Source organism: Streptomyces pyxinicus (assembly GCF_024753135.1).
Lineage (GTDB): Bacteria > Actinomycetota > Actinomycetes > Streptomycetales > Streptomycetaceae > Streptomyces > Streptomyces pyxinicus.
Window position 1 is genome coordinate 184,524 of the sequence record NZ_JANUGP010000001.1, and the last position, 21,582, is coordinate 206,105.

General features: G+C 74.3%; 16 protein-coding genes. 8 read left to right on the forward strand and 8 right to left on the reverse strand.

The genetic code is table 11. The annotated features are described in order from the left end of the window. The first annotated feature begins 26 nt into the window (after positions 1-26). Complete coding sequence (eccCa, locus tag NX794_RS00780; protein ID WP_258775990.1) at positions 27-4,025, forward strand: type VII secretion protein EccCa; 3,999 nt, start codon at positions 27-29, stop codon at positions 4,023-4,025. A 91-nt stretch (positions 4,026-4,116) separates the two neighbouring features. On the opposite strand, the gene NX794_RS00785 is transcribed toward eccCa, so the two are convergent. The 4 genes from NX794_RS00785 to NX794_RS00800 all read right to left on the reverse strand — a co-directional run bounded on the left by NX794_RS00785 (position 4,117) and on the right by NX794_RS00800 (position 10,860). Continuing rightward, positions 4,117-5,298: a S8 family serine peptidase gene (locus tag NX794_RS00785; RefSeq protein ID WP_428985834.1), complete on the reverse strand. Its 1,182-nt coding sequence runs from the start codon at positions 5,296-5,298 to the stop codon at positions 4,117-4,119. A 128-nt stretch (positions 5,299-5,426) separates the two neighbouring features. After that, a complete protein-coding gene (locus tag NX794_RS00790; protein ID WP_258775996.1) occupies positions 5,427-8,738 on the reverse strand; it encodes a right-handed parallel beta-helix repeat-containing protein in 3,312 nt (1,103 codons plus the stop codon). 143 nt (positions 8,739-8,881) lie between these two features. After that, entirely contained in the window at positions 8,882-10,138 is a 1,257-nt protein-coding gene (locus NX794_RS00795) for a ricin-type beta-trefoil lectin domain protein (protein WP_258775997.1), read from the reverse strand. Next, complete coding sequence (locus tag NX794_RS00800) at positions 10,135-10,860, reverse strand: type VII secretion system-associated protein (RefSeq protein ID WP_258775999.1); 726 nt, start codon at positions 10,858-10,860, stop codon at positions 10,135-10,137. Before NX794_RS00800 ends, NX794_RS00795 begins: the two co-directional genes overlap by 4 nt. Before the next feature lie 472 nt (positions 10,861-11,332). On the opposite strand from NX794_RS00800, the gene NX794_RS00805 reads away from it, so the two are divergent. Further along, positions 11,333-12,409 (forward strand): mannose-binding protein, encoded by a 1,077-nt coding sequence (locus NX794_RS00805; protein WP_258776001.1) that lies wholly within the window; start codon positions 11,333-11,335, stop codon positions 12,407-12,409. Between the two features lie 65 nt (positions 12,410-12,474). On the opposite strand, the gene NX794_RS00810 is transcribed toward NX794_RS00805, so the two are convergent. Further along, the gene (locus tag NX794_RS00810; RefSeq protein WP_258776002.1) at positions 12,475-13,404 is read right to left on the reverse strand and encodes an ABC transporter substrate-binding protein; all 930 of its coding nucleotides are present in this window, start codon (positions 13,402-13,404) and stop codon (positions 12,475-12,477) included. Here NX794_RS00810 and NX794_RS00815 point away from each other — a divergent pair, their 5' ends adjacent. Continuing rightward, positions 13,405-14,208 carry a LysR family transcriptional regulator gene (locus NX794_RS00815; RefSeq protein ID WP_258776003.1) on the forward strand — a complete coding sequence of 268 codons (804 nt, stop codon included), beginning with the start codon at positions 13,405-13,407 and terminating at the stop codon, positions 14,206-14,208. Between the two features lie 71 nt (positions 14,209-14,279). Here the strand turns inward: NX794_RS00815 and NX794_RS00820 are convergent, their stop codons facing one another. After that, a complete protein-coding gene (locus NX794_RS00820; protein ID WP_258776004.1) occupies positions 14,280-15,044 on the reverse strand; it encodes an AraC family transcriptional regulator in 765 nt (254 codons plus the stop codon). A 93-nt stretch (positions 15,045-15,137) separates the two neighbouring features. On the opposite strand from NX794_RS00820, the gene NX794_RS00825 reads away from it, so the two are divergent. The 5 genes from NX794_RS00825 to NX794_RS00845 all read left to right on the forward strand — a co-directional run bounded on the left by NX794_RS00825 (position 15,138) and on the right by NX794_RS00845 (position 20,576). Then, entirely contained in the window at positions 15,138-15,950 is an 813-nt protein-coding gene (locus NX794_RS00825; RefSeq protein ID WP_258776005.1) for a sulfite exporter TauE/SafE family protein, read from the forward strand. A 294-nt stretch (positions 15,951-16,244) separates the two neighbouring features. Continuing rightward, on the forward strand, positions 16,245-17,285 hold the full coding sequence (gene argC / locus NX794_RS00830) for an N-acetyl-gamma-glutamyl-phosphate reductase (RefSeq protein ID WP_258776006.1): 1,041 nt from the start codon (positions 16,245-16,247) through the stop codon (positions 17,283-17,285). Then, a complete protein-coding gene (argJ, locus tag NX794_RS00835; RefSeq protein ID WP_258776008.1) occupies positions 17,282-18,433 on the forward strand; it encodes a bifunctional glutamate N-acetyltransferase/amino-acid acetyltransferase ArgJ in 1,152 nt (383 codons plus the stop codon). Before argC ends, argJ begins: the two co-directional genes overlap by 4 nt. Positions 18,434-18,444: 11 nt before the next feature. After that, entirely contained in the window at positions 18,445-19,386 is a 942-nt protein-coding gene (gene argB / locus NX794_RS00840; protein WP_309505950.1) for an acetylglutamate kinase, read from the forward strand. Further along, a complete protein-coding gene (locus NX794_RS00845; protein ID WP_258776009.1) occupies positions 19,383-20,576 on the forward strand; it encodes an acetylornithine transaminase in 1,194 nt (397 codons plus the stop codon). The genes argB and NX794_RS00845 overlap by 4 nt, the downstream gene beginning before the upstream one ends. A gap of 64 nt (positions 20,577-20,640) precedes the next feature. Here NX794_RS00845 and NX794_RS00850 read toward each other — a convergent pair whose 3' ends face one another. Together NX794_RS00850 and NX794_RS00855 are read right to left on the reverse strand one after the other, a co-directional pair. Beyond that, positions 20,641-21,165 carry a GNAT family N-acetyltransferase gene (locus NX794_RS00850; protein ID WP_428985825.1) on the reverse strand — a complete coding sequence of 175 codons (525 nt, stop codon included), beginning with the start codon at positions 21,163-21,165 and terminating at the stop codon, positions 20,641-20,643. A 159-nt stretch (positions 21,166-21,324) separates the two neighbouring features. Continuing rightward, the gene (locus NX794_RS00855) at positions 21,325-21,537 is read right to left on the reverse strand and encodes an MbtH family protein (RefSeq protein WP_258776012.1); all 213 of its coding nucleotides are present in this window, start codon (positions 21,535-21,537) and stop codon (positions 21,325-21,327) included. Between the last annotated feature and the right edge of the window lie 45 nt (positions 21,538-21,582).

A 21,582-nucleotide genomic window follows, 5' to 3' on the forward strand; every position in this document is an offset into this window, starting at 1 on the left:
GGCCGGCCCGCAGGCGCGGTCCGGAGATGCCCGATGGACAATTGACCCTCCAGGAGCCCCCGGTCCTGTCGGAGACGGTGCCCGACACCTCGGCGGTGTGGACCTATCTGCCGATGGCCCTGATGTCGGTGTCGATGATGCTGATGTTCCTGCGCACCGGCGGCGGGAACAGCGTCTTCATCTACCTGGCGATGGGCGTGATGGCGCTCTCCGCCGGTGCGATGCTGCTGGGGCAGCTGATGCGCCGCTCCAGCGAGCGCAAGCAGCGCCTGAAGGGCGAGCGCCGCGACTACCTCCGCTATCTGGCGCAGATCCGCAAGCGGGTCCGCACCACCATCACCGAGCAGCAGCGGGCGCTGGCCTGGCGGCACCCGGAGCCGGCCTCGCTGCGCGCCCTGGCCCGCACCACGCGGCTGTGGGAACGGCGCCCGGCCGACGAGGACTTCGGCGAGGTCCGGATCGCGGTCGGCGAGCAGCAGCTCGCCCTCACCCTGTCCCCGGTCTCCACCCGCCCGGTGGAGGACCTGGAACCGCTGTGCGCGCACGCGCTGCGCCGCTTCATCCGCGCCTACTCCACCATCCCCGACCAGCCGCTCGGCCTCTACCTGCGGTCCTCGGCCCGGATCCTGCTGCGCCCGGAGGACACCTTCGAGGCGGAGCCGGACGAGCCGGGCACCGTAGGGGCCGGCACGCCCGGCACGGACGAGGGCGCCGCCGCCGTACGCGCCCTGGTGCGGGCCGTGCTCGGTCAGCTCGCGGTGTTCCACGCGCCCGAGGAGCTGTGGCTCGCCCTGTGCGTCAGCGACGAGCGGCGGCCCGACTGGGAGTGGGTCAAGTGGCTGCCGCACGCGCTGCATCCGTACGAGGAGGACGGCGCGGGCAAGGTGCGCCGGATCACCGCCGATCTCACCGAGCTGGACGACCTGCTCGGCCCCGAGTTCGCCGAGCGCCCCGGTTTCGACCCGGATGCCCGGCCGGCCCGTGACGAGCCGTACACGGTCGTCGTCCTGGACGGGGTGACCGTCCCCGAGGGGCACCGCTGGGAGGGGCACGGCTACCGCAACGCCCTGGTCCTTGACCTCTCCGGGGCGCTGCGCTGGCGTCCCGGCCGCAACACGCTGCGACTGACGGTGGGCCCCGACCGGGTGAGCCTGGTGCGCACCGACCGCAGCCGCAAGGAGCGTTCCGTGCCGCTCGGCCGGCCCGACCGGCTCGGCCTGTTCGGCGCCGAGTCGCTGGCCCGGCTGCTCGCGCCGCGCCGGATGAGTCTGGGCACCGACATCGCGCAGCCGCTGGACGCCGACGTGGAGCTGACCACCCTGCTCGGCATCCCGGACCTGCACCGGCACGACCCGAAGACGCTGTTCGAGCGGCACACCGGCACCGGGCGGCTGCGGGTGCCGATCGCGGTCGGCGTGGACGGCCGCCCGGTGGAGCTGGACATCAAGGAGTCCGCGCAGGGCGGCATGGGCCCGCACGGCATGCTGATCGGCGCCACCGGCTCCGGCAAGAGCGAGCTGCTGCGCACCCTGGTCCTCGGTCTGGCCCTGACCAACTCCTCGGAGACGCTGAACTTCGTCCTGGTCGACTTCAAGGGCGGCGCCACCTTCCTCGGCCTGGAGGAACTCCCGCACACCTCGGCCGTCATCACCAACCTGGCCGACGAGGTGGCCCTGGTGGAGCGCATGCAGGACGCGCTGCACGGCGAACTCATCCGGCGCCAGGAGCTGTTGCGCGCGGCCGGCAACTACACGTCCGCGCTGGAGTACGAGCGGGCCCGCGCCGCCGGGGCCGCACTCGCGCCGCTGCCCAGCCTGTTCGTGGTGGTCGACGAGTTCAGCGAACTGCTCTCCGCGCACCGCGAGTTCATGGACCTGTTCGTGATGATCGGCCGCCTCGGCCGTTCGCTGGGCGTGCATCTGCTGCTCGCCTCGCAGCGGCTTGACGAGGGCCGTATGCACCAGTTGGAGAGCCATCTGTCGTACCGGGTCGGTCTGCGCACGTTCTCCGCGATGGAGAGCCGGGGTGTGCTCGGGGTGCCGGACGCCTACGAGCTGCCCGCCCAGCCCGGCAGCGGCTATCTGAAGTCCGGTGTGGAGTCGCTGACACGGTTCCGGGCGGCCTACTCCTCGGGCACCTATCGGCGCCGTACCGGCGCTGTGGTGCAGGCGCGGGTGGCCAGCCAGGTGGTGCAGTGGACCAGCGGCTGGGTGGTGCCGCGCACGCTGGAGGCGCCGGAGCCGGAACCGGTCGCGGAGGAGAGCGGTGACGAGGAGACCCTGCTCGACGTGGCCCTCGACCGGCTGCGCGACTCCGGGCCGGCCGCGCACGAGGTGTGGCTGCCGCCGCTGGACGAGCCGTCGCCGCTGGACGCCCTGCTGCCCGGCATCGCGGCCGACCCCGAGCGGGGTCTCATCGCGGCCGGCTGGTCCGGCACCGGCCGGCTGCGGGTGCCGGTCGGCCTGGTGGACAAGCCGTTCGAGCAGCGCCGCGACCCGCTGGTCGTGGACCTCTCCGGGGCGGGCGGCCACGTCGCCATCGCGGGTGGCTCGCAGAGCGGCAAGTCCACCGTCGCCCGCACGCTGATCACGGCGCTCGCCCTCACCCACACCCCGGCCGAGATCCAGTTCTTCTGCCTCGACTTCGGCGGCGGCGGCCTCTCCCAACTGGCCGCGCTCCCGCACGTCGGCGGTGTCGCGCCCCGGCTCAACCCCGAGCGGGTGCACCGGGCCGTCGCCGAGGTGATGACGCTGCTCGCCCGCCGGGAGCAGTTCTTCGTCGACCACACCCTCGACTCCATGCAGTCCTACCGGCGCCGCCGGGCCGCCGGGGAGTTCCCCGACGAGCGGTTCGGCGACGTGTTCATGGTGGTCGACGGCTGGTCCACGGTCCGCCAGGACTACGACGACCTGATTCCGAAGTTCAACGAACTCGCCGCGCGCGGACTGAACTACGGCATCCATCTGCTCATCACCACCACCCGCTGGGTGGAGCTGTCCGCCCAGGTCCGCGACCAGGCCGCCACCCGCCTCGAACTGCGGATGGGCGACCCGATGGACTCCGAGGTGGACACCCGCAAGGCCCGCGCGGTGCCGCGCAGCGGTGGCCGGGGCATCACCGCCGACAGCAAGATGCACTTCCTGGCCGGGCTGCCCCGCCTCGACGGCAAGGGCTCCCTCGACGATCTCGGCGAGGGCGTCGCCCATCTGGTCTCCGAGGTGGCCCGGCACTGGCCCGGGGAGCCCGCCCCGCAGATCCGGATGCTGCCGCACCGGCTGCCGCTGGCCGAACTCCCGGCGCCCGAGGGCACCGAGGGCGGGGGCATGCGGCTGCCGCTCGGCATCGACCAGGACGCGCTGGAGCCGGTCTGGCACGACTTCAGCCGCACCCCGCACCTGATCGTGGTCGGCGACACGGAGAGCGGCAAGACGAACCTGCTGCGCCGCGTCACGAAGGGCATCACGGACCGGTACGCCCCGAACGAGGCGAAGATCATCGTGGTGGACTACCGCCGCACGCTGGTGGACGCCGTCCCGGAGGAGTACCGCATCGGGCACGTGATCTCGCTGGACAACCTCAAGGACACGATCGACGGCGCGGCGCGCGCGATGAAGACCCGGGTGCCCGGCGCGGACATCGCGCCCGCCCGGATGCGCCGGTGCGACTGGTGGACGGGACCCCGCCTGTTCATCCTGGTCGACGACTACGACATGGTGTCCGGCAACTCCTTCCAGAACCCCTTCGAGGCGCTCTTCGAGCACCTGACGCTGGGCTTCGAGATGGGGCTGCACGTGGTCGTCGCCCGCAGCGCCATGGGAGCCGGCCGGGGCCTCGGCGACGGGCTCATCCGCCGCCTGGACGAGGCCAACAACCCGGCCGTGCTGCTCTCCTGCCCGCCCTCGGAGGGGCGCCTGTTCGGCAACGCCAAGCCCCTCAACCTGCCGCCCGGCCGGGCCCTCCACATCGCCCGCCGCCGCTCCCGCCTGATGCAGACGGCACTGGTGGAGGAGACGCGGGAGTCCTGACCGGAGAGGGATCACATGTCGGCGGCGGGCCACCCGGGGGTGGCCCGCCGCCGCTGTCACGTCCCCGCGGGCCGGCCCCGCCGCACGGACTTCAGTCCTCGGAGATCGCCGGTGTCGGTGGGCGCCAGCCGCGTCTGCGGGCCCGGGAGAGGGCGTAGCCGGTCCACAGGACGGCGAGGACGGCGGCGGAGCCGAGCAGGACGAACAGGGTGGCGCGGCCGGTGGCGTGGTCGGCGGCGGCGGTGTCGCGGACGGTCACGGGGGCCGCCGCGCGCCCGGCGGGGGCGCCCGCGTCGGACAGTACGGTGGTGACGGCGGCGTAGGGGTCCAGTTGGGGGATGTCGGCCGGGTAGGCGGTGGCGGTCAGCCGGCGGACGACGGTGTCGGGTGAGTCGTCGGGGTGCGCGGCGCGGACCACGGCGGCGGTCCCGGCGGCGTAGGCGGCGGCCACCGAGGCGCCGCCGCCGAGGTAGTGGCCGTCGCCGCGCGGGCCGCCGGAGACCACCCCGGCGCCGGGCGCGGCCAGGTCGATGCCCCGGGTGGGCAGGCTGTCGTCGGGGCGGGTGCCGGCGGGCAGCATGTCCGCGACCGAGAGGACCCCGGGCTCGCCGGCCGGCCAGTAGGTGCGCGAGGGGACGTCTCCGGAACCGGCCCCGGGCGGGTCCGGAGTGGCCGCGGCGACGATCACGGCGCCCGCGCGGCGGGCGTCGGCGACCGCCCGGGTGAGCTGGGCGTCCCGGCGCGGCAGCGCCACGCCGACCGCGATCACGTCGGCGTGCGCGTCGGTCGCCGCGCGCACCGCCGCCGTCACCCGTGCCGCGTCGGCCGCGCCGAAGCGGTCGGTGCCGCGCAGGGCGAGGATCCTCGCGCCCGGGGCGACCCCGGCCACCCGGGGGCTGTCCCCGCCGTCCCCGGCGATCAGGCCGGCCAGGAAGGTGCCGTGGCCGACGCAGTCGTCGGCGGCGTCGCCGGGCGCGGTGACCCGTCCGTCGAGTCCGGCGGCGCCGGGAGCCACACCGGTGTCGATCAGCGCGACGGTCACCCCCGAGCCGGTGCCGTGGCCGTGCACCCGGTCCAGGTCGAGGCGCTGGCGCGACCAGTCCTGCTTTCGCGCGGTCTCCTTGGAGGCGAGCGTGCAGGGCGCGTCCTTGTCCTGCGGGTCGAGCGCGGAGGGCATGCCCGGCAGCTCCTGGCCCTTCGTCCCGTCGGCGGCCTGGACCGCTGTGTGACCATCGACGGTCTGCACGGCGGCGTGACCGTAGGCGGCCTGCACGGCGGCGTGCGGGTGGGCCGGGTACGCCGGGAGGGCGGGTGCGGGCGCGGCCGCCAGGGCCGGGGCGGCGCCGGGCAGCAGCAGGACGGTGGCGCAGCCCGCGCCCAGCAGCAGACGGGCGGGGGGCCTCACCGGGGGGCCGCCTTCGCCACCGCGACGTCCTCGGGCAGGAGGATGCGCAGGTCGTCCAGGGTGGGCGCGGCCAGCGAACTGAGCCGCCCGGCCTGCCGGGTGACCATCGACTCGACCACCTGCCGGGCCAGCCGGGCGTTGCCGAAGGAGCGGTCCCGGGGCAGCGCGTCGAAGTACTCCTTGAGCAGCGGGCCGGTACCGGGCCCGCACTCGTAGCCCATGGCCGAGGCCTGCGAGCGCACGATGGTGACCAGTTCCTCGGAGGAGTAGTCGGCGAAGGCGATCCGGCGCGGGAAGCGCGAGGACAGGCCCGGGTTGGAGGCGAGGAAGCGCTCCATCTCGTCGGTGTAGCCGGCGACGATGACCACGACCTCGTCGCGGTGGTCCTCCATCAGCTTCAGCAGGGTGTCCACCGCCTCCTGGCCGAAGTCGGCGCCCTCGCCGCGCGGGGTGAGGGTGTACGCCTCGTCGATGAACAGCACACCACCGCGGGCCCGTTCGAAGACCTCGCGGGTGAGCTGGGCGGTGTGGCCGATGTAGCGGCCGACGAGGTCGGCGCGGGCGGCCTCGACGAGCTGGCCCCGCTCCAGGATGCCCAGCTGGGTGAGGATCTCGCCGTAGAGGCGGGCCACGGTGGTCTTGCCGGTGCCGGGCGGCCCGGTGAAGACCAGGTGGTGGCTGAGGTTGGGCACCGGCAGCCCGGCGGCGGCCCGGTGGCGTGCGGTGGTGATGAGGTTGACCAGGTCGGCCACGTCCCGCTTCACCTCGGCCAGGCCGATCATGTCGCCGAGGCGGGTCAGCGGGTCGTCGGCCGGGGCGGCGCTCTGGGCCGCCTGCGCCGCCGCGGCGACGGAGACGTCCTCGGGGAGCAGCAGCCGCAGGTCGTGCTCGCTCACCTGCGCCTGCTCGGCGAGCCGGACCGCCTGCCGGTCCACCATCTCCTCGAACACCCCGCGCGCGGCACGGCCGTTGCCGAACCCGGCGTCCCGGGGCATCGCGCCGAAGTGCGATGCCAGTGCCTCCGCGGTGCCCTCGCCCAGCTCGTACTGGTGCTGGGCGCACATGTTCTCCATGATCGCGACCAGTTCGGGCACGGTGTAGTTCTCGAACTCGACGGTCCGCGAGAACCGGGAGGCGAGGCCCGGGTTGGAGCCGAGGAAGGACTCCATCTCGCGGGAGTACCCGGCGGCGACGACCACGACCTCGTCGCGGTGGTCCTCCATCAGCTTCAGCAGGGTGTCCACCGCCTCGCGCCCGAAGTCGGCGCCGCCGTTTCCGCTGTCGGCGGTGAGTGTGTACGCCTCGTCGATGAACAGGACGCCGCCGAGGGCGCGTCGGAAGGTCTCGGTGGTCTTGATGGCCGTACCGCCGACGACCTGCGCGACGAGGTCGGCGCGGGAGACCTCGACCAGGTGGCCGCTGTGCAGCGAGCCGAGTTCGGCGAGGATCGCGCCGTAGAGGCGGGCGACGGTGGTCTTGCCGGTGCCCGGCGGCCCGGCGAAGATCAGATGGCGGCTCATCGGCGGTGCGGGCATGCCGAGTTGCTCGCGGCGCTGGGCGAGCTGGGTCAGGTTGACCAGGGTGCGGACCTGCTGCTTGACGTTCTCCAGGCCGATCAGCGCGTTCAGGGCGCCCAGCGGGCCGTCGGCGCGGTCGGGCGCGGGCCCGTCCGCGGCGCCGGAGCCGGCCGGGTCGGTGTTCTCGGCGCTGCCGGTGCCCCAGGCGTCCCGCTTGCCGTTGCCGGTGCTCTTCAGGCCCTCCACGGCGAGGCGTTCGCCGGGCGCCGTCTGCACCAGGCCGCCGCCCTCGTTCTCCCGGGCCAGGCAGTTGACCAGCGAGACCGGCGCGGTGGACTCCACCCGGAAGCCGTCCTGGGCGCCACCGCTGGCCTCGCAGCCGCTGAGCGAGGCGAGCGCGCCCTCGCGGATCAGGAACCCGTGCCCCTTGGGGGCGTGCACGGTGGTGCGGTTGGCGGTGAGTTCGCCGCCCCCGGCGACCACGACGCCGTCCTCGGCGGACGTCTCGACGCGGAAGTCCCGCACGGTGACGTTGCCGCCGTCCTCCACGACCAGGCCGCCGGCGCCCGCGCCGGACACCCCGCCGCCGGCCAGGTAGAGGCTGCTGCCGGAGGCCACGAGCACGCCCACGCCGTTCGGCCGGACGATCTCGCAGTCCTCGGCGCGGCCCCGGGCCTCCTTGGCGGCCGATATGCCGTCCCCGGCCGGTTCCACCAGCCGGGCCCGGCGCAGCAGCGGGTTGGCGCCGCCGCGCACCGCGACGGCGGGCGCGCAGCCGATCACCTCCAGGCGGTCCAGCTCCGCCGCGGAGTCCTCCTCCAGCAGCAGGCCGGTCTGCTCGCAGTCGCGGACCGTCAGACCGGTCAGTGCCGGGGACGCGGCCCCGGCGACGCGCACCGCCGCGCCCTGGGCGCCGTCCACCCAGCAGTCCTCGAAGGTGCCGCGCGCCCGATCGGTGACGAGCAGGCCGTGGCCGCGGGTGCGCGAGACCCGGCAGCGGCGCAGCACCGGGTCGGTGCCCTGGGCCAGCGTGATGCCGTTGCCGGACGCGCCGGTGACGCGGACGTCCTCCAGCGTCGTGCGGCCGGCGCTGCTCAGGTGCACGCCGGTGCTGGTGTCGTGCACCACCGTGCGGGACGCGGTCAGGGAGCAGTTCCCCTCCAGGGCGAGGGACGGCTTGTCGGTGGAGGAGAGGTCGCAGTCCTCCAGGCTGCCGCGCGAGTCACCGTTGGCGAGCAGGCCGTTGCCGCGGGCGTCCCGGACCGTGCAGCCTCGTACGCGCGCCTCGCCCTGCTCGGCGAGGACCAGGCCGCTGGTGCCGAGGTGTTCGAGGGTGCAGGACTCGACCGTGGTGGGCGTGGTCGAGGTGACGACGATGCCGGCGCCCTGCGGATTGCTCACCCGGCACTCGCGCAGCGCGAGCGACCCGGTGCCGCCCGCGAGCATCGCGGTCCAGGCGGCGCCGACGATCTCGCAGCCGTCGAGCGCTGCCTGTCCGCGCCGCACGTCCACGGCGGGCAGCTCGGGATCGCCGCCGCGCAGGGTCAGTTCGGAGAGCATCACGGCGTCGGCGCGCAGCGACAGCACGCTGCCGGTGCGCGGCCGGATCTCGACGGTGCCCCGCCCCTCGGCGGCGGTGAGGGTGACCCTGGTGTGGACGACCAGGTTCTCCGCGTACGTCCCGGGCCGCACGCTGATGAGCGCGCCGATCCGGGCGGCCGCGAGTGCCTCACCGATCGTCCGGTAGCGGTCCTGGTCCCCGGGACCGACCGTCAGTACCTGGCGCGACACGCACCAACCTCCTCGCTATGGCGGCGTCTTCAGCGGGCGCCCCCTTCTCCGGGGGCGCGGGTCGGCGAACCGACAGGTGCCATCATGCCTCGTCCCGGGGGTCGGGCGGGCGCCGGGAGCGGCGGTCCCGGCCGAGCGTCCGGTCAGACGCTCCACTTCTGGTTGTCGGTGCCGGAGCAGTCCCACAGTTGCAGCCAGGCCCCGTTGCCCCGGTTGTTGTCCCGGATGTCGACACATTTGCCGACGACGGTGTTGACCAGGTCGTGGGCCGGGTTCAGCGCGAACTTCTGCGCGTTGTTGCCGTTGCACCAGGCGATCTGGATGGGTGTGCCGTTGTTGTAGTCCGCGTTGGCCACGTCGAGGCACTTGCCCTGGATGCGGACGGTGCCGTCGGAGGCGAACTGGAACTTCTGCGCGTTGCTGTTGTTGCAGTCCCACACCCACAGCTTCTTGCCGTCGCCGAAGTCGCCGTTCGGTACGTCGACGCAGCGGCCCGAGAGGTGACTGTGCAGGGAGACGGGGAAGTTGAGGATGAGCCCGGTGCCGGTCTTCTTGGCCTTCTTCTTGGTGCTGCCGGACTTCTTGGCGGTGCTGGTCTTCTCGGCGGTGCCGGTCTTCTTGGCGGTGCCGGAGGTCTTCCCGGTGTGCTTGCCGCCGCCGCTGTGCTTCGGGGCGTCCTCGGCGTCCGGGTGCTTCTTGTCGGGCGCGTGCGTGGCCGGCTTCTTCTCCGGGTCGGGCGCGGGCGCGTCGTGGCCGGAGGCGGCCGGCTTCTTCGCCTGTTGTGCGGGCTCGTCGGAGGGGCCGGCGTCCGGCTTGGTCTGCGCGTAGTCGCCCGGCGCCTCCGCGGCGTCGCCGCCGAGCACGGTCTCCGCGGCCGTCGGTGCCGCCCGGTCGTGGTCGTCCTTCCCGCCGAGCAGGAAGAACGGCACCGACACCAGCAGCGCCCCGCCGAGCGCGGCGCCCGCCAGCGCGGCCCTGCCGGGCCGCCCCACCGGTCCGGTGCGGGTCCCCGGCTGGCCGATCGCGGTGGCGGTCATGGTCCGCACGAGCGCGGGCAGCCGGCTCTTGGCGACCGCGGCGGCGCCGGGGTCGGTCTCGGCGGTCGGCGCGGACTCGGGGGCGGTCGCGGCCTCGGCGGGGGCATCGGGAGTGCTGGGGGAACGTGTGCCGGGAGTGTCCTTGGAAGAGATCTCGGGCGTGTCCCGCGCGGCGGTCCCCCGCGTGGCCTCGGCGGCGCGGGGCCCGGCCGCCGACTCCCCCTGCGCCGACGCCGGTGGCTTCGGTTTCGGCGTCGGTTCGCCGACGGTGGCGGCTACGGCGGTGGGGGCCGTCTCCTCCCCGCCGGAACCGGACGCCACCTGCGAAGTGGCGGGGGGACGCTGCTGGTCCGGACGCGTCACGGGTTCCTCCCTGTGGTGTGGGGCCAGGGTTCAGGAGAGCTGTCGGTACGGTCCCCGGTGCCGGCGTCCGCCGTACCCGGGGCTTCGAGAACGGCGTCCGACGGAACGAGCAGCGGGGCCACAGCGCCGGCGTTGACCATCAGCAGGCTGCCCGAGCCGCTCAGCGTGCGCGCCAACTCCCGTGCCAGGAGGGTGTCGTGGTGCAGTGTCTCGGACAGGAACGCGTGAGCCGGCGCGGTGAACAGCAGCACCACCGGCGCCCCCTCCCGTCCGGCGGCGATGAGCGGTGCGCCGTCGGGCCCCCGTACGACCGTGACCTCGGCCTCCGCGAGGGCGGCCAGGGCCGCGTCCGCCGGGCCGTAGCCGGTGGCGGCCCGCTGGGCGGCGGCGTCGACCGGGTCGGTGGGCTCGGGCCAGCCGAGCGCGCGGGCCGAGGGGCGGTACGCCGGGTTGGCGCGGTAGTCCCCCACGCCCCCGCTCTCGTCGGACTGCCACTCCCCCACGACCGCCCACTCCGGCGGGGTCTCCCGCCCGTCCCACTCGGGGTCGACGACGCCGATCCAGTGTCCCGGCGCGCGACGGGCGGCGTCCCGCACGGCCTCGGGGATCTCGGGGGTGTCGACGGGCTCGGGCGCTTCGGGGACCCTGGGCGGCGCGGAGATCGACGGGGCCGCCACGGACCGGGCGTCCTGCCCGCCCTGCCGGCTTTCTCCGGGGCGCATCTCCACCTGAACTCTTGGGTCGGTACGAACTGTTGGGCGCCGTACGCCATACGCGCACGTCGGCGCCGGTCAGATCGCTGAGCCCTCAGGATGCCACACGAGTCCCGCGCGTGGGGGGACCGACCAGGTCCGTTTGGGGGCCAACGCATGCCCGTAGTACGCCCGTTTGGAGAATTTTCCGGGAGCAGTGAGGCGTGGTGGGACAAAGTGACGGTACGCCGGAACGAGAGGATCGGCCCCGGCCGCCCGGACGGGCTAAGTTGGGGGTGCCTTCGGCTCCGTCGACGTACGGCACCTCACGGCCGGACGTCTGGGCCGGGGCCGTACAGGGCCGGACGGGGCCGGGCCGGACGGCTCGCTACGGCACGGCACTCGCCCGAGTCCCGGCGGACCCGGCGCGGTGCGCCCGGACCGGCCGTTCCACGGACCCCTGCCCAGCACCGAGAGCTCCGCCACCGAGGAGGAGTACCGCATGTCCCCCCAGCACCCCGCCCCCGGAGCGAACACGGAGGCGGCCGCCACCCGCCCCGGCGAGGCCGGCTCCCCGCCGCCGTCCCCCGCACCGCAGGGGAACACACCGGCGCCGGGGCCCGAGGCCGAGGCCACCACCGCCACGACGCCGGACGAGAAGCCGGGCCAGGGGTCGGCCGAGAAGCCGGCCCGGAAGCCGGCCGAGAAGAGCGCCGCCGCCCCGGAGGGGGAGGGCACGGCCGCCTCCGCTGAAGAGAACACGGCCGCACCCGCCGCCGCCTCCAAGGCCACCGAGCCGCGCCCCGACGCGATCGCGGTGGCCGCGGCGGTCGATGTGACGCCCCCGGTCGTCAAGACGGACACCAAGGTCGACCGGGCGCGCCCGCACAAGTCGATGCTGGCGGGAGCCGCCCTGCTGGGCGCCGCCCTGGTCGCGATCCCCGTGCTGCTGACCGGCAGCGGGAACGACGAGGGCCCCCGGCACTCCGCCGGCCTGGCCGCGGACGACTCGGACACCGTCCTGAACCCGCAGTCCACGCCCGCCGCCCTCGGCGACTACGTGACGGAGAAGCCGAGCCCGTCGCCGACGAAGGAGAAGCCGAAGAAGACCGCGGACCCGAAGCCCGTGGCCGCGCAGTCCGCCCCGCCCCCGCCGAAGCCGTCGCCGAGCCACACCGCCGAGAAGAAGAAGCCCAAGCCGAAGCCGAAGCCGAAGCCCAAGCCGAAACCCAAGCACAAGGCGGCCCAGAAGCCGAACTGGAGCACGGAGACGGTGCAGGCGACCAGCGTCCTGGAGGTCAACCAGGCCTGGACCACCAACCGGATCCGCCTGGTCATGCAGACGGACGGCAACCTCGTGGTCTACAACGAGCACGGGCACGCGCTCTGGGCGACCATGACCTTCGGCCAGAACCACCGGGCCGTCTTCCAGGGCGACGGCAACCTGGTCGTCTACAACGCCGACAACCGTCCGATCTGGGCCTCCCAGACGAACGGCCGCGACGGCGCCCGACTGGTGCTGCGCGCGGACGCGAAGGTCGCCATCGTCTACAACGGCCAGACGGTCTGGACGACCTGACCCGAGCCGACCCGACCGGCGCCTGACCCGACCGCTCGACTCGACCGCCGGGCCCGACCGCCGGGTCAGGCGCCGGTCGGTTCCCGGAACTCCGGGGCGAAGACGTCCTCGACCGTCCACCGCCGCGAGGACAGCCCCTGCTCGTGGTGGTAGCGCAGATAGGTGGCGCGGTTGGCGGCGATGCCGTAGGGCCACCAGTCCTCGGGGAACTCCCGCTCGTTGCGCTCCACCAGGGCGTTCATCCACGGCACCATGGTCGGGACCTGGTACAGCCTGCGGTCGCGGCGGTAGCGCCCCGCGGGCCCTACCCGGCCAGCCGCTCGTCCAGCTCCGTGGTAGTCGCGCTCCAGCGGCTCGAAGTCTGGGAACAGCCGGGAGACGTGCGGGGAGCCGTCGAGCACGCACTGCGGGACGTTCGCCGAGAACAGGGCGTCGATCTCCCCCGCGTCGAGCATCGCGCTCAGGGACCTGCCCGGGGGCGCGGTGGTCACCTCGACCTCTTCGGGGTGCGGGTGCGGGATGAAGCCGAACGGGGCCGCGGGGCGTTCCAGGCCGCCGATGACCCACCGGTTCCGCTCCGGCCGGAAGCCGTACTCGTCCGTCAGGATGCCCTTGGCCCACACCCCGGAGTCCTGGCCGTGGACACCGAACTCACCGATGGTCCTGCCCACGAGATCACCGGGTCCGGTGATGCCGCTACGGGTGCTGACGAAGACGCACGAGTGCCGGAACACGCGGTTCGGGAAGATCGGCAGCGCCACGTACGGCAGGCCGGTCTCCAGGAGCCGCAGGTAGAAGGTGAGTCCGAGCTCGGCGACGTCGAACTCCGCTCCCCGGATCAGCCGTTCGAAGACCTCCGGCAGGGTGTCCGCGGTCTCCGTGGTGACGTCGGCACCGGCGACGCGCACGCTGCCGTCGAACAGCGCGCGTGTCGTGTCGTACGGGAAACATCCGATGGTGAACGCCACGTCGGCCGGGCGGCGAGCCGGCTGCACATGACACAGCCGCCCCTCAGCCGGGCCATCCGGCAGCCGGAGGACGAGCTGGGTGTCACCCTGTTCGAGCGCACCCCCAGGGGCGTCGTCCTCACCCCGGCCGGGACGGTCCTGCGCGACGAGTCGGACGCGCTGCTGCGGCAGGCCGGCCGGATCCGCGGCAAGGTGACCGGCGCGGCGGGCACGGCGACCCTCACCGTCGGGACACTGGCGGACGCGGCCGAGCAGGTCGGCGGACGGCTGGTCCCGCTCTTCCGGGCCCGCCATCCGCACGTGCGCGTCACGGTGCGCGAAGCGGACCTCGGCGACCCGACGGCCGGACTCCGCGCCGGGCTCGCCGACGTGGCGATCACCCGCACGCCGTTCGACGACACCGGCATCAGCACGCACGTCCTGCGGCCGGTGCCCGTCGGCGTGGTCATGCGGGACGACGACCCGCTCGCCGGCCGCGGCTGGGTCCGGCTGCCGCCCGGCACCGACCCGGTGTGGGCCGCGTACTGGACCGGCGGCGGACACGACGACGCGGCGCCGGTCATGCGGACGATCCAGGAGTGTCTGCAGGCGGCCCTGTGGAACGGGACGTCGGCACTCGCCCCGGTCGACCAGCCCCTTCCCGCCGGCCTGGTCACCGTCCCGTTCCGCGACCGCCCGGCGAGCGCCCTCGTCGTGGCCCGGCGCAAGACCGAACGCAGCCCGGTCGTCCGCGGTTTCGTCCAGATGGCCGCGGCGGGCTGGGAACCCGCCCGGAGAACCACCCCGCGAGGTGCGCTCGACGTGCCCCATGGCGGTACGGCTGGGACGTGATCGGCGCGGTACCGGCCTCGGACTTCGTCGAGTCGGCGGTCGCGAGGTCCACCGGGGCGGCAAGGCGGTCCTCAGGGGCGGGCGGTGAAGCGGGACGGTGGGGTGCCGACGACCCGGGTGAAGGCGGCGGTGAACGCGGCGGGAGAGGCGTAGCCGAGCCGGCCGGCCACCGTGCTGACCGATGCCGTGCGCAGCAGCGGTAGCGCCGCGAGCAGGCGGGCCCGACCGCGCCAGACCGCTGGGCTGTCGCCGGCCTCCGCGCGGAACCGCCGGGTGAAGGCCCGTTCGCTCATGGCCACCCGGTCGGCCCATTCGCGATTGGTGGTGCCGGCGTCGGGCTCGGCCAGGTAGGCGCGGCAGAGCCGGGCGAGGTCGGCGGCGGCCGGGATTGGGACGTGCAGCGGGAGCGGGGTCAGCCGGGCGATCTCGTGGCCGAGGAGGGTGGCGATGGCGCCCTCGCGCCCGGAGAGGCTGTAGTCGGCCTCGAACTCGACGGCCGCTGCCAGCAGTTCGCGCAGCAGCGGCGGGACGTCGACGACCGTGCAGGTGCCGGGCCACCAGGGGACCGCGTCCGGCTCGATGTACAGGCTGCGCGTGCTCACACCGAGCATGCGCACGCGGTGCCGGGTGGCGGCGGGGATCAGCACGGCACGCTCCGGCGGGACGGTCCAGTTGCCGTGGGCGGTGTCGACGACCATGACGCCGGTGGCGCCGTAGAGGAACTGCGCCCGCCGGTGTGCGTGCCAGTCCAGCAGCCGGCCGTGCGGGTAGTCGGTGCCGATCGGCAGGACGGCCCGCTCGACGTGGTCCACCTCGCCCAGCGACACGTTCCTCACCCGGCCACGGTACCGGCTGCGTGGCCGGGACGCGAAGGAATCGCGCCGACCATCGCATGCGCGCCAGGGCGGACGGCTGGTGGGGTGGACGGTATGGATGTGGTGGTGTTGCTCGGCATAGGGCTTCTGACGGGGCTGACGACGGTGGCCTTCGGTTTCGGCGGCGGGTTCGTCACGGTGCCGGTGGTGGTGTGGGCGGATTCCGCGCTCGGGCCGGAGGCGATGCGGGTGGCGACGGCCACCTCGGCGCTGGTGATGGTGGTGAACGCGGGGTTCGCGACGGCCGTCACACCGCGGCGGGTGCTGGCGGCGCTCCGCGGCAGCGGGCCGCTGCTCCCGCTGCTGGCCGTCGGCGCTTTCGCCGGTGCGCTCGCGGCGCGCCTGGCCCCGGCCGGGCTCGCGCACTGGGCCTTCGTCGGGTACGTCGTCCTCACCGTCGCCGATGTACTCCTGCGCCCCGGCTTCCTGCGTCCGCGCCACGGCGACGCGCCGCACGAGGAGTGGAGTACGCCACGGCCGTTGCCGGCGTTCCTCGGGGCGCCCGTCGGCGCGGTCGCGGCCTTCCTCGGCGTGGGCGGCAGCGTCATGACCGTCCCGGCGATGCGGCGCGCCGGGCATTCGATGGGCGTGGCCACGGCACTGGCCAACCCGCTCACGCTGGCCGTCTCGCTGCCGGCCGCCGCGGTCTGCCTGGTCTCCGTCTCGGCGCCGGCCGCCGGGGACGCGCGGGGGCAACTGGTGGGGCTCGTCGACGTCCGGTCCGCCGTGGCGCTGCTGGCCGGCGCCCTGCCGGTGATCGCGTTGCTGCGGCGGCGTCCGCCGCGCATTCCGGACCGCGTCCACGCGTGGGGGTACGTCGGGCTGCTCGTGGTGGTGGCGGTGGCCATGACAGTGGTGGTCCCGTAGGGGACCCACACCGGGACGGCGGCTGGCTTAGGTTAGGCTAAGCTAATCACGCACAGGGTCGCGCGGAGGAACAGGCGCTTCACGGTCCGTCAGGGAGGGGAACGCGGTGAGTCTGCCGGACTTCGGCTCCTGCCACTCACCGCCCGGCCGCTCCTCCGCGAACCAGCGTTTCCCGGCCGGCCGCTCCGCCCGCCGGCAGGCCGCGACCCGGGACGGGTGAGCGCGCCCCGCTGCCGACGCCGGCCTTGGCCCGCGCACCGCCTGCCCCCATACGAACCAAGAGAACGGACGAACATGACCGTACGGGTCGCGGTGGCCGGTGCCAGCGGCTACGCCGGCGGGGAACTGCTTCGCCTGCTGGCCTCGCACCCCGGTGTGGAGATCGGCGCGGTGACGGCGCACACCAGCGCGGGCCGCCCGCTGGGCTCCGTACAGCCGCACTTGCCGGAACTCGCCGACCGGGTCCTGCTGGACACCTCCGCGGCGGCCCTGCGCGGCCACGACGTGGTGTTCCTGGCCCTCCCCCACGGCCAATCGGCCGCGCTCGCGGCGGAGTTGGAGCCCGGGACGCTGGTCGTCGACTGCGGCGCGGACTTCCGGCTGCGGGACCCGGCCGCCTGGGAGCGCTTCTACGGCTCCCCCCACGCCGGGACCTGGCCGTACGGCCTGCCCGAACTGCCCGGCGCACGCGAGGAGTTGAAGGGGGCCACCAGGATCGCGGTCCCCGGCTGCTACCCCACCGCGGTCACGCTGGCGCTGTTCCCCGCGTACACCGCCCGCCTGGTCGAACCGGAGGCCGTCGTGGTCGCCGCCAGCGGGACCTCCGGCGCCGGGCGCTCGCTCAAGCCGCACCTGCTCGGCGCCGAAGTAATGAACTCCATGAGCCCGTACGGCGTCGGCGGCGGCCACCGGCACACCCCGGAGCTGGTGCAGAACCTGTCCCGGGCGGCCGGCGAGCGGGTGACGGTCTCCTTCACCCCGACCCTGGCACCCATGCCCCGGGGCATCCTCGCCACCTGCTCAGCCCGGCTGGGCCCGGACGTGCCGGCGACGGAGGCGGAGGACGCCGTGCGCGCCGCTTACGAGTCCGCGTACGCCGACGAGCCGTTCGTGCGGCTGCTGCCGCCCGGCCGGTGGCCCGCCACCGCCGCCGTCCTCGGCTCGAACACCGCGCAGGTGCAGCTCGCCGTGGACCCGGACGCCCGCAGGCTGATCTGCGTGAGCGCCATCGACAACCTGACGAAGGGCACCGCGGGTGGCGCGGTGCAGAGCATGAACATCGCCCTCGGCCTGCCGGAACGGCTGGGCCTGCCCACGAATGGAGTGGCACCGTGAGTGTGACCGCCGCCCGGGGATTTTTGGCCAGCGGAGTCGCCGTCGGCATCAAGGAGTCCGGTGCTCCGGACCTGGCCCTGGTCGTGAACCGGGGCCCGTCGCGCGCCGCCGCCGGTGTCTTCACCTCGAACCGCGTGCAGGCCGCGCCCGTACGCTGGTCGCGCCGCGCACTCGCCGACGGGCGGCTCTCCGCCGTCGTCCTCAACTCCGGTGGCGCGAACGCCTGCACGGGGCCCGGTGGTGCCGGCGACACCCGGACGATGGCCGAACACACGGCGCGTCAGACGGACTTGGCCGCCGACGAGGTCGCGGTGTGTTCCACCGGTCTGATCGGCGTCCGGCTGCCGATGGACCGGGTGACGGCCGGCATCGCCACCGCGGCGGACCAGCTGTCGCCCGAGGGGGGCGAGGACGCGGCCGTCGCCATCAAGACGACCGACTCGGCGCACAAGACGGCGGTGGCCGCCGGGGACGGCTGGACCGTGGGAGGGATGGCGAAGGGCGCGGGCATGCTGGCCCCGGGCCTGGCCACCATGCTCGTCGTCCTGACCACGGATGCCGACGCAGGTGCCGAAGTCCTCGACGCGGCCCTGCGCGAGGCGGTGCGCACCACCTTCGACCGGGTGGACTCCGACGGCTGCATGTCCACCAACGACACCGTGCTGCTGCTCGCCTCGGGCGCCTCGGGTGTCGTCCCCGATCCCACGCGGTTCACCGCGGCCGTGCACGCCGTGTGCCAGGACCTGGCCCGCCAGTTGGTCGCGGACGCCGAGGGCGCGTCCAAGGAGATCGAGGTCGCCGTCGTCGGCGCGGCCTCGGAGGCGGACGCCGTCGAGGTGGGCCGCTCGGTGGCCCGCAACAACCTCCTCAAGTGCGCGCTGCACGGAGAGGATCCCAACTGGGGGCGGGTGCTCTCCGCGATCGGTACGACGTCGGCCGTGTTCGACCCGGACCTCCTGGACGTGGCGATCAACGGCGTCTGGGTCTGCCGGGACGGCGCCGAGGGCGAGCCGCGCGACAAGGTCGACCTGTCGGACCGCCGGATCACCGTCACCGTGGACCTGCGCTCCGGGGACTCCCGCGCCGTCGTGTGGACCAACGACCTGACGGCCGAGTACGTCCACGAGAACAGCGCGTACAGCTCGTGAGCGGGGCGGGGATGACGGAGACGAAGGCGGCGGACCCGGCCGGGACGCGGACGACGCACGCGGTGCCGGACGCCCGGGACCTGCCGTGGCTGGAGCAGTTGCAGGGCCGGACGATCGTCGTGAAGTTCGGCGGCAACGCCATGGTGGACCCGTCCCTGTACCGGACGTTCGCCCAGGACGTGGTGGAGCTGCTGCACGCGGGCCTGCGGCCCGTGGTCGTGCACGGCGGCGGGCCCCAGATCAGCGAACTGCTCGACCGGCTCGGCCTGGAGGTGCGCTTCGAGGCGGGTCTGCGCGTGACGACACCGGAGACGATGGACGTCGTGCGCATGGTGCTCACCGGCCGGGTGCAGCGCGAGCTGGTCGGGGCGATCAACGCGCACGGGCCGTTCGCCGTGGGCCTGTCGGGCGAGGACGCGCACACCATGACCGCCGTACGGCGGCCCGCCTGGGTGGCCGGCCGGCCGGTGGACATCGGCCTGGTCGGCGACATCACGGCCGTGCGGGCCGACGCGATCGGCGCGCTGCTGGAGCACGGCCGCATCCCCGTGGTCTCGCCCGTCGCGCGCGGCGAGGACGGCACGGTCTACAACGTCAACGCCGATCTCGCGGCGTCGGCCCTGGCCGTGGCGCTGGGCGCCGACCGGCTCGTGATGATGACCGACGTCGAGGGGCTGTACGCGGACTGGCCGCACAGCACCGAGGTCATCGACCGCCTGACGGCCGATCAGCTCGACGCGCTGCTGCCGGAGTTGGCCAGTGGCATGCTCCCGAAGATGGAGGGCTGCCTGCGAGCCGTACGGGGCGGTGTCACCCGCGCCCAGGTCGTGGACGGCCGGATACCGCACGCGCTGCTGCACGGGGTCTTCACCGAGAACGCGCCCGGCACCACGGTGGTGCCCGACGAAGCGCCGGTGCCCGAGGGGCTCGGCGGCAGGGAGGACGGCACGTGACCGCCGACGGTACGACCCCGCTCGCCGAGCGCTGGCGCGCGGTGCTGATGGACACCTACGGCACGCCCCCGCTGGCCCTCGTCAGGGGCGAGGGCAGCACGGTGTGGGACGAGGAGGGGCGCGCGTACACCGACTTCACCGGCGGGATCGCCGTCAACGCCCTCGGGCACGCCCACCCGGCCCTGGCCGCGGCCGTACAGGACCAGGTGACCCGGCTCGGGCACGTGTCGAACCTGTTCGTGTCGGAGCCGCCGGTCGCGCTGGCGGAACGGCTGCTGGCGCTGCTGGGCCGGCCGGGCCGGGTGTTCTTCGCGAACTCGGGCGCCGAGGCGGTCGAGGCCGCGTTCAAGCTGGCCCGGCGGACCGGTCGCCGGCATCTGGTGGCGACCGAGGGCGGGTTCCACGGGCGCACCATGGGGGCGCTGGCCCTGACCGGCCAGGCGGCCAAGCGCGACCCGTTCCTGCCGCTGCCCGCGGAGGTGACGCACGTGCCCTACGGCGACACGGCGGCGCTCCGGGCGGCCGTCACCGAGCACACCGCGGCGGTCGTGCTCGAACCGGTCCAGGGTGAGGCCGGGGTCGTCCCGGCGCCCGAGGGCTATCTCCGGGCCGCCCGCGAGATCACCCGGGCCACCGGCACCCTGCTCGTCCTGGACGAGGTGCAGACCGGGATCGGCCGTACCGGCCACTGGTTCGCGCACCAGGCGGAGCGGGGCGTGGACCCCGACGTGATCACCCTGGCCAAGGGGCTCGGCGGCGGTCTGCCGATCGGCGCCATGGTCGCCTTCGGCCCGGCCGCCGAGCTGCTGACCCCGGGTCAGCACGGCTCGACCTTCGGCGGCAACCCGGTCGCCTGCGCGGCCGGCCTCGCTGTTCTGGAGACCATCGAGAAGGAGGGTCTGCTCGCCCACGTCACGCGGCTGGGCGAGCGACTGCGCAACGGCATCGCGGCGCTGCGGCACCCCTTGGTCCGCGAGGTGCGGGGCGCGGGGCTGCTCCTGGGCATCGTCCTCGCCGAGCCGGTCGCCGCCCGGGTCCAACAGGCGGCGCAGCACGCCGGGTTCCTGCTGAACGCGGCGGCACCGGACGTCCTCCGTCTGGCCCCCGCCCTGACACTTCCGGAGCGCCAGGCCGACGCCCTGGTGACAGCGCTGCCGGCGATCTTCGACAGGGCACTCGGGGAGACCTGAGCGGCGTCCCGCGCGGACAGCGTAGGGGCGGGCCCATTGCCGGGTCCGCCCCTACGTCGTACAGCTAGAGGGTGATGGCCAGGACGCGTGCGTCGCGGGCGGGGTCCAGCGACCGGGCCCAAGTGGCCGGTGCCAGGACCGGGTCGGTCGGGGTGAAGCCGTGGCGGAGGAAGAGCCGGCCGTCTCCGGTCGTGGCGGTGAACAGCGTCGGCAGTGAGCGGCTTCGCGCCCTGGCGAACGCCGCGCGCAGCAGGCGTCCGCCCATGCCCGAACCCTGCCGGTGGGCGGCGACACAGAAGTTGTAGAGCACGCCCGCCGAGGGGTGTGCGCGCAGCCCGACACAGCCTTCGAGGGAGCCGTCGGGGGCCTGGGCGACGAGGAAGTCGGACGCCCTCGACAGGTAGAGGGCCAGGGGGCGTTCACGGAGCGCTCCCGTGTGGACGAACGGCCGGGAGAGGGCGGCGAGCGCGGGGCCGTCCTCCTCGCGCGCCGGACGCACCGAGAACCCGGGGGTGCCGTGCGGTCTGGTGACGGGGGCTCGGGGCGGCAGCGCGGCGAGGGCGACGGGGGGCAGCGTGGCCGTGGTCAAGGCGGTCCTTCCTCGGGGTGCACCGTTCGCGGGCGCGGGGGTCTCCCGGACAGGGCCCGGGCGCGGGCGAGTTGCGCCGCGCGACCCCCGACGACCCAAAGTAAGGCTAGCCTTACCTACTCGAACGAGCCAACTCGCCCCCACGCACCGCGCGAACGGTCAGGCGTCGACGGCCGCCGCGAGGGAGCGCGGACGCAGGTCGGTCCAGTGGGACTCGACGTACTCCAGGCAGGCGTCGCGGGTGGTCTCCTCAAGGGCGACCGTCCACCCTCCGGGCACCTCCGCGAAGGACGGCCAGAGGGAGTGCTGGCCCTCGTCGTTCACCAGGACCAGGAAGCGGCCGTCGGCGTCGTCGAAGGGGTTGGTGCTCATGCGGTGGTTCCTCCTGGAGTCCGATGGGGAGTTCGGAAATGAAGC

Bases quoted from the DNA above. Each gene is read 5' to 3' on its own strand.
- eccCa (WP_258775990.1), top strand. From the start codon at position 27: ATGCCCGATGGACAATTGACCCTCCAGGAGCCCCCGGTCCTGTCGGAG.
- NX794_RS00800 (WP_258775999.1), bottom strand. From the start codon at position 10,860: ATGCGCCCCGGAGAAAGCCGGCAGGGCGGGCAGGACGCCCGGTCCGTG.
- NX794_RS00805 (WP_258776001.1), top strand. From the start codon at position 11,333: ATGTCCCCCCAGCACCCCGCCCCCGGAGCGAACACGGAGGCGGCCGCC.
- NX794_RS00815 (WP_258776003.1), top strand. From the start codon at position 13,405: ATGACACAGCCGCCCCTCAGCCGGGCCATCCGGCAGCCGGAGGACGAG.
- NX794_RS00825 (WP_258776005.1), top strand. From the start codon at position 15,138: ATGGATGTGGTGGTGTTGCTCGGCATAGGGCTTCTGACGGGGCTGACG.
- argC (WP_258776006.1), top strand. From the start codon at position 16,245: ATGACCGTACGGGTCGCGGTGGCCGGTGCCAGCGGCTACGCCGGCGGG.
- argB (WP_309505950.1), top strand. From the start codon at position 18,445: ATGACGGAGACGAAGGCGGCGGACCCGGCCGGGACGCGGACGACGCAC.
- NX794_RS00855 (WP_258776012.1), bottom strand. From the start codon at position 21,537: ATGAGCACCAACCCCTTCGACGACGCCGACGGCCGCTTCCTGGTCCTG.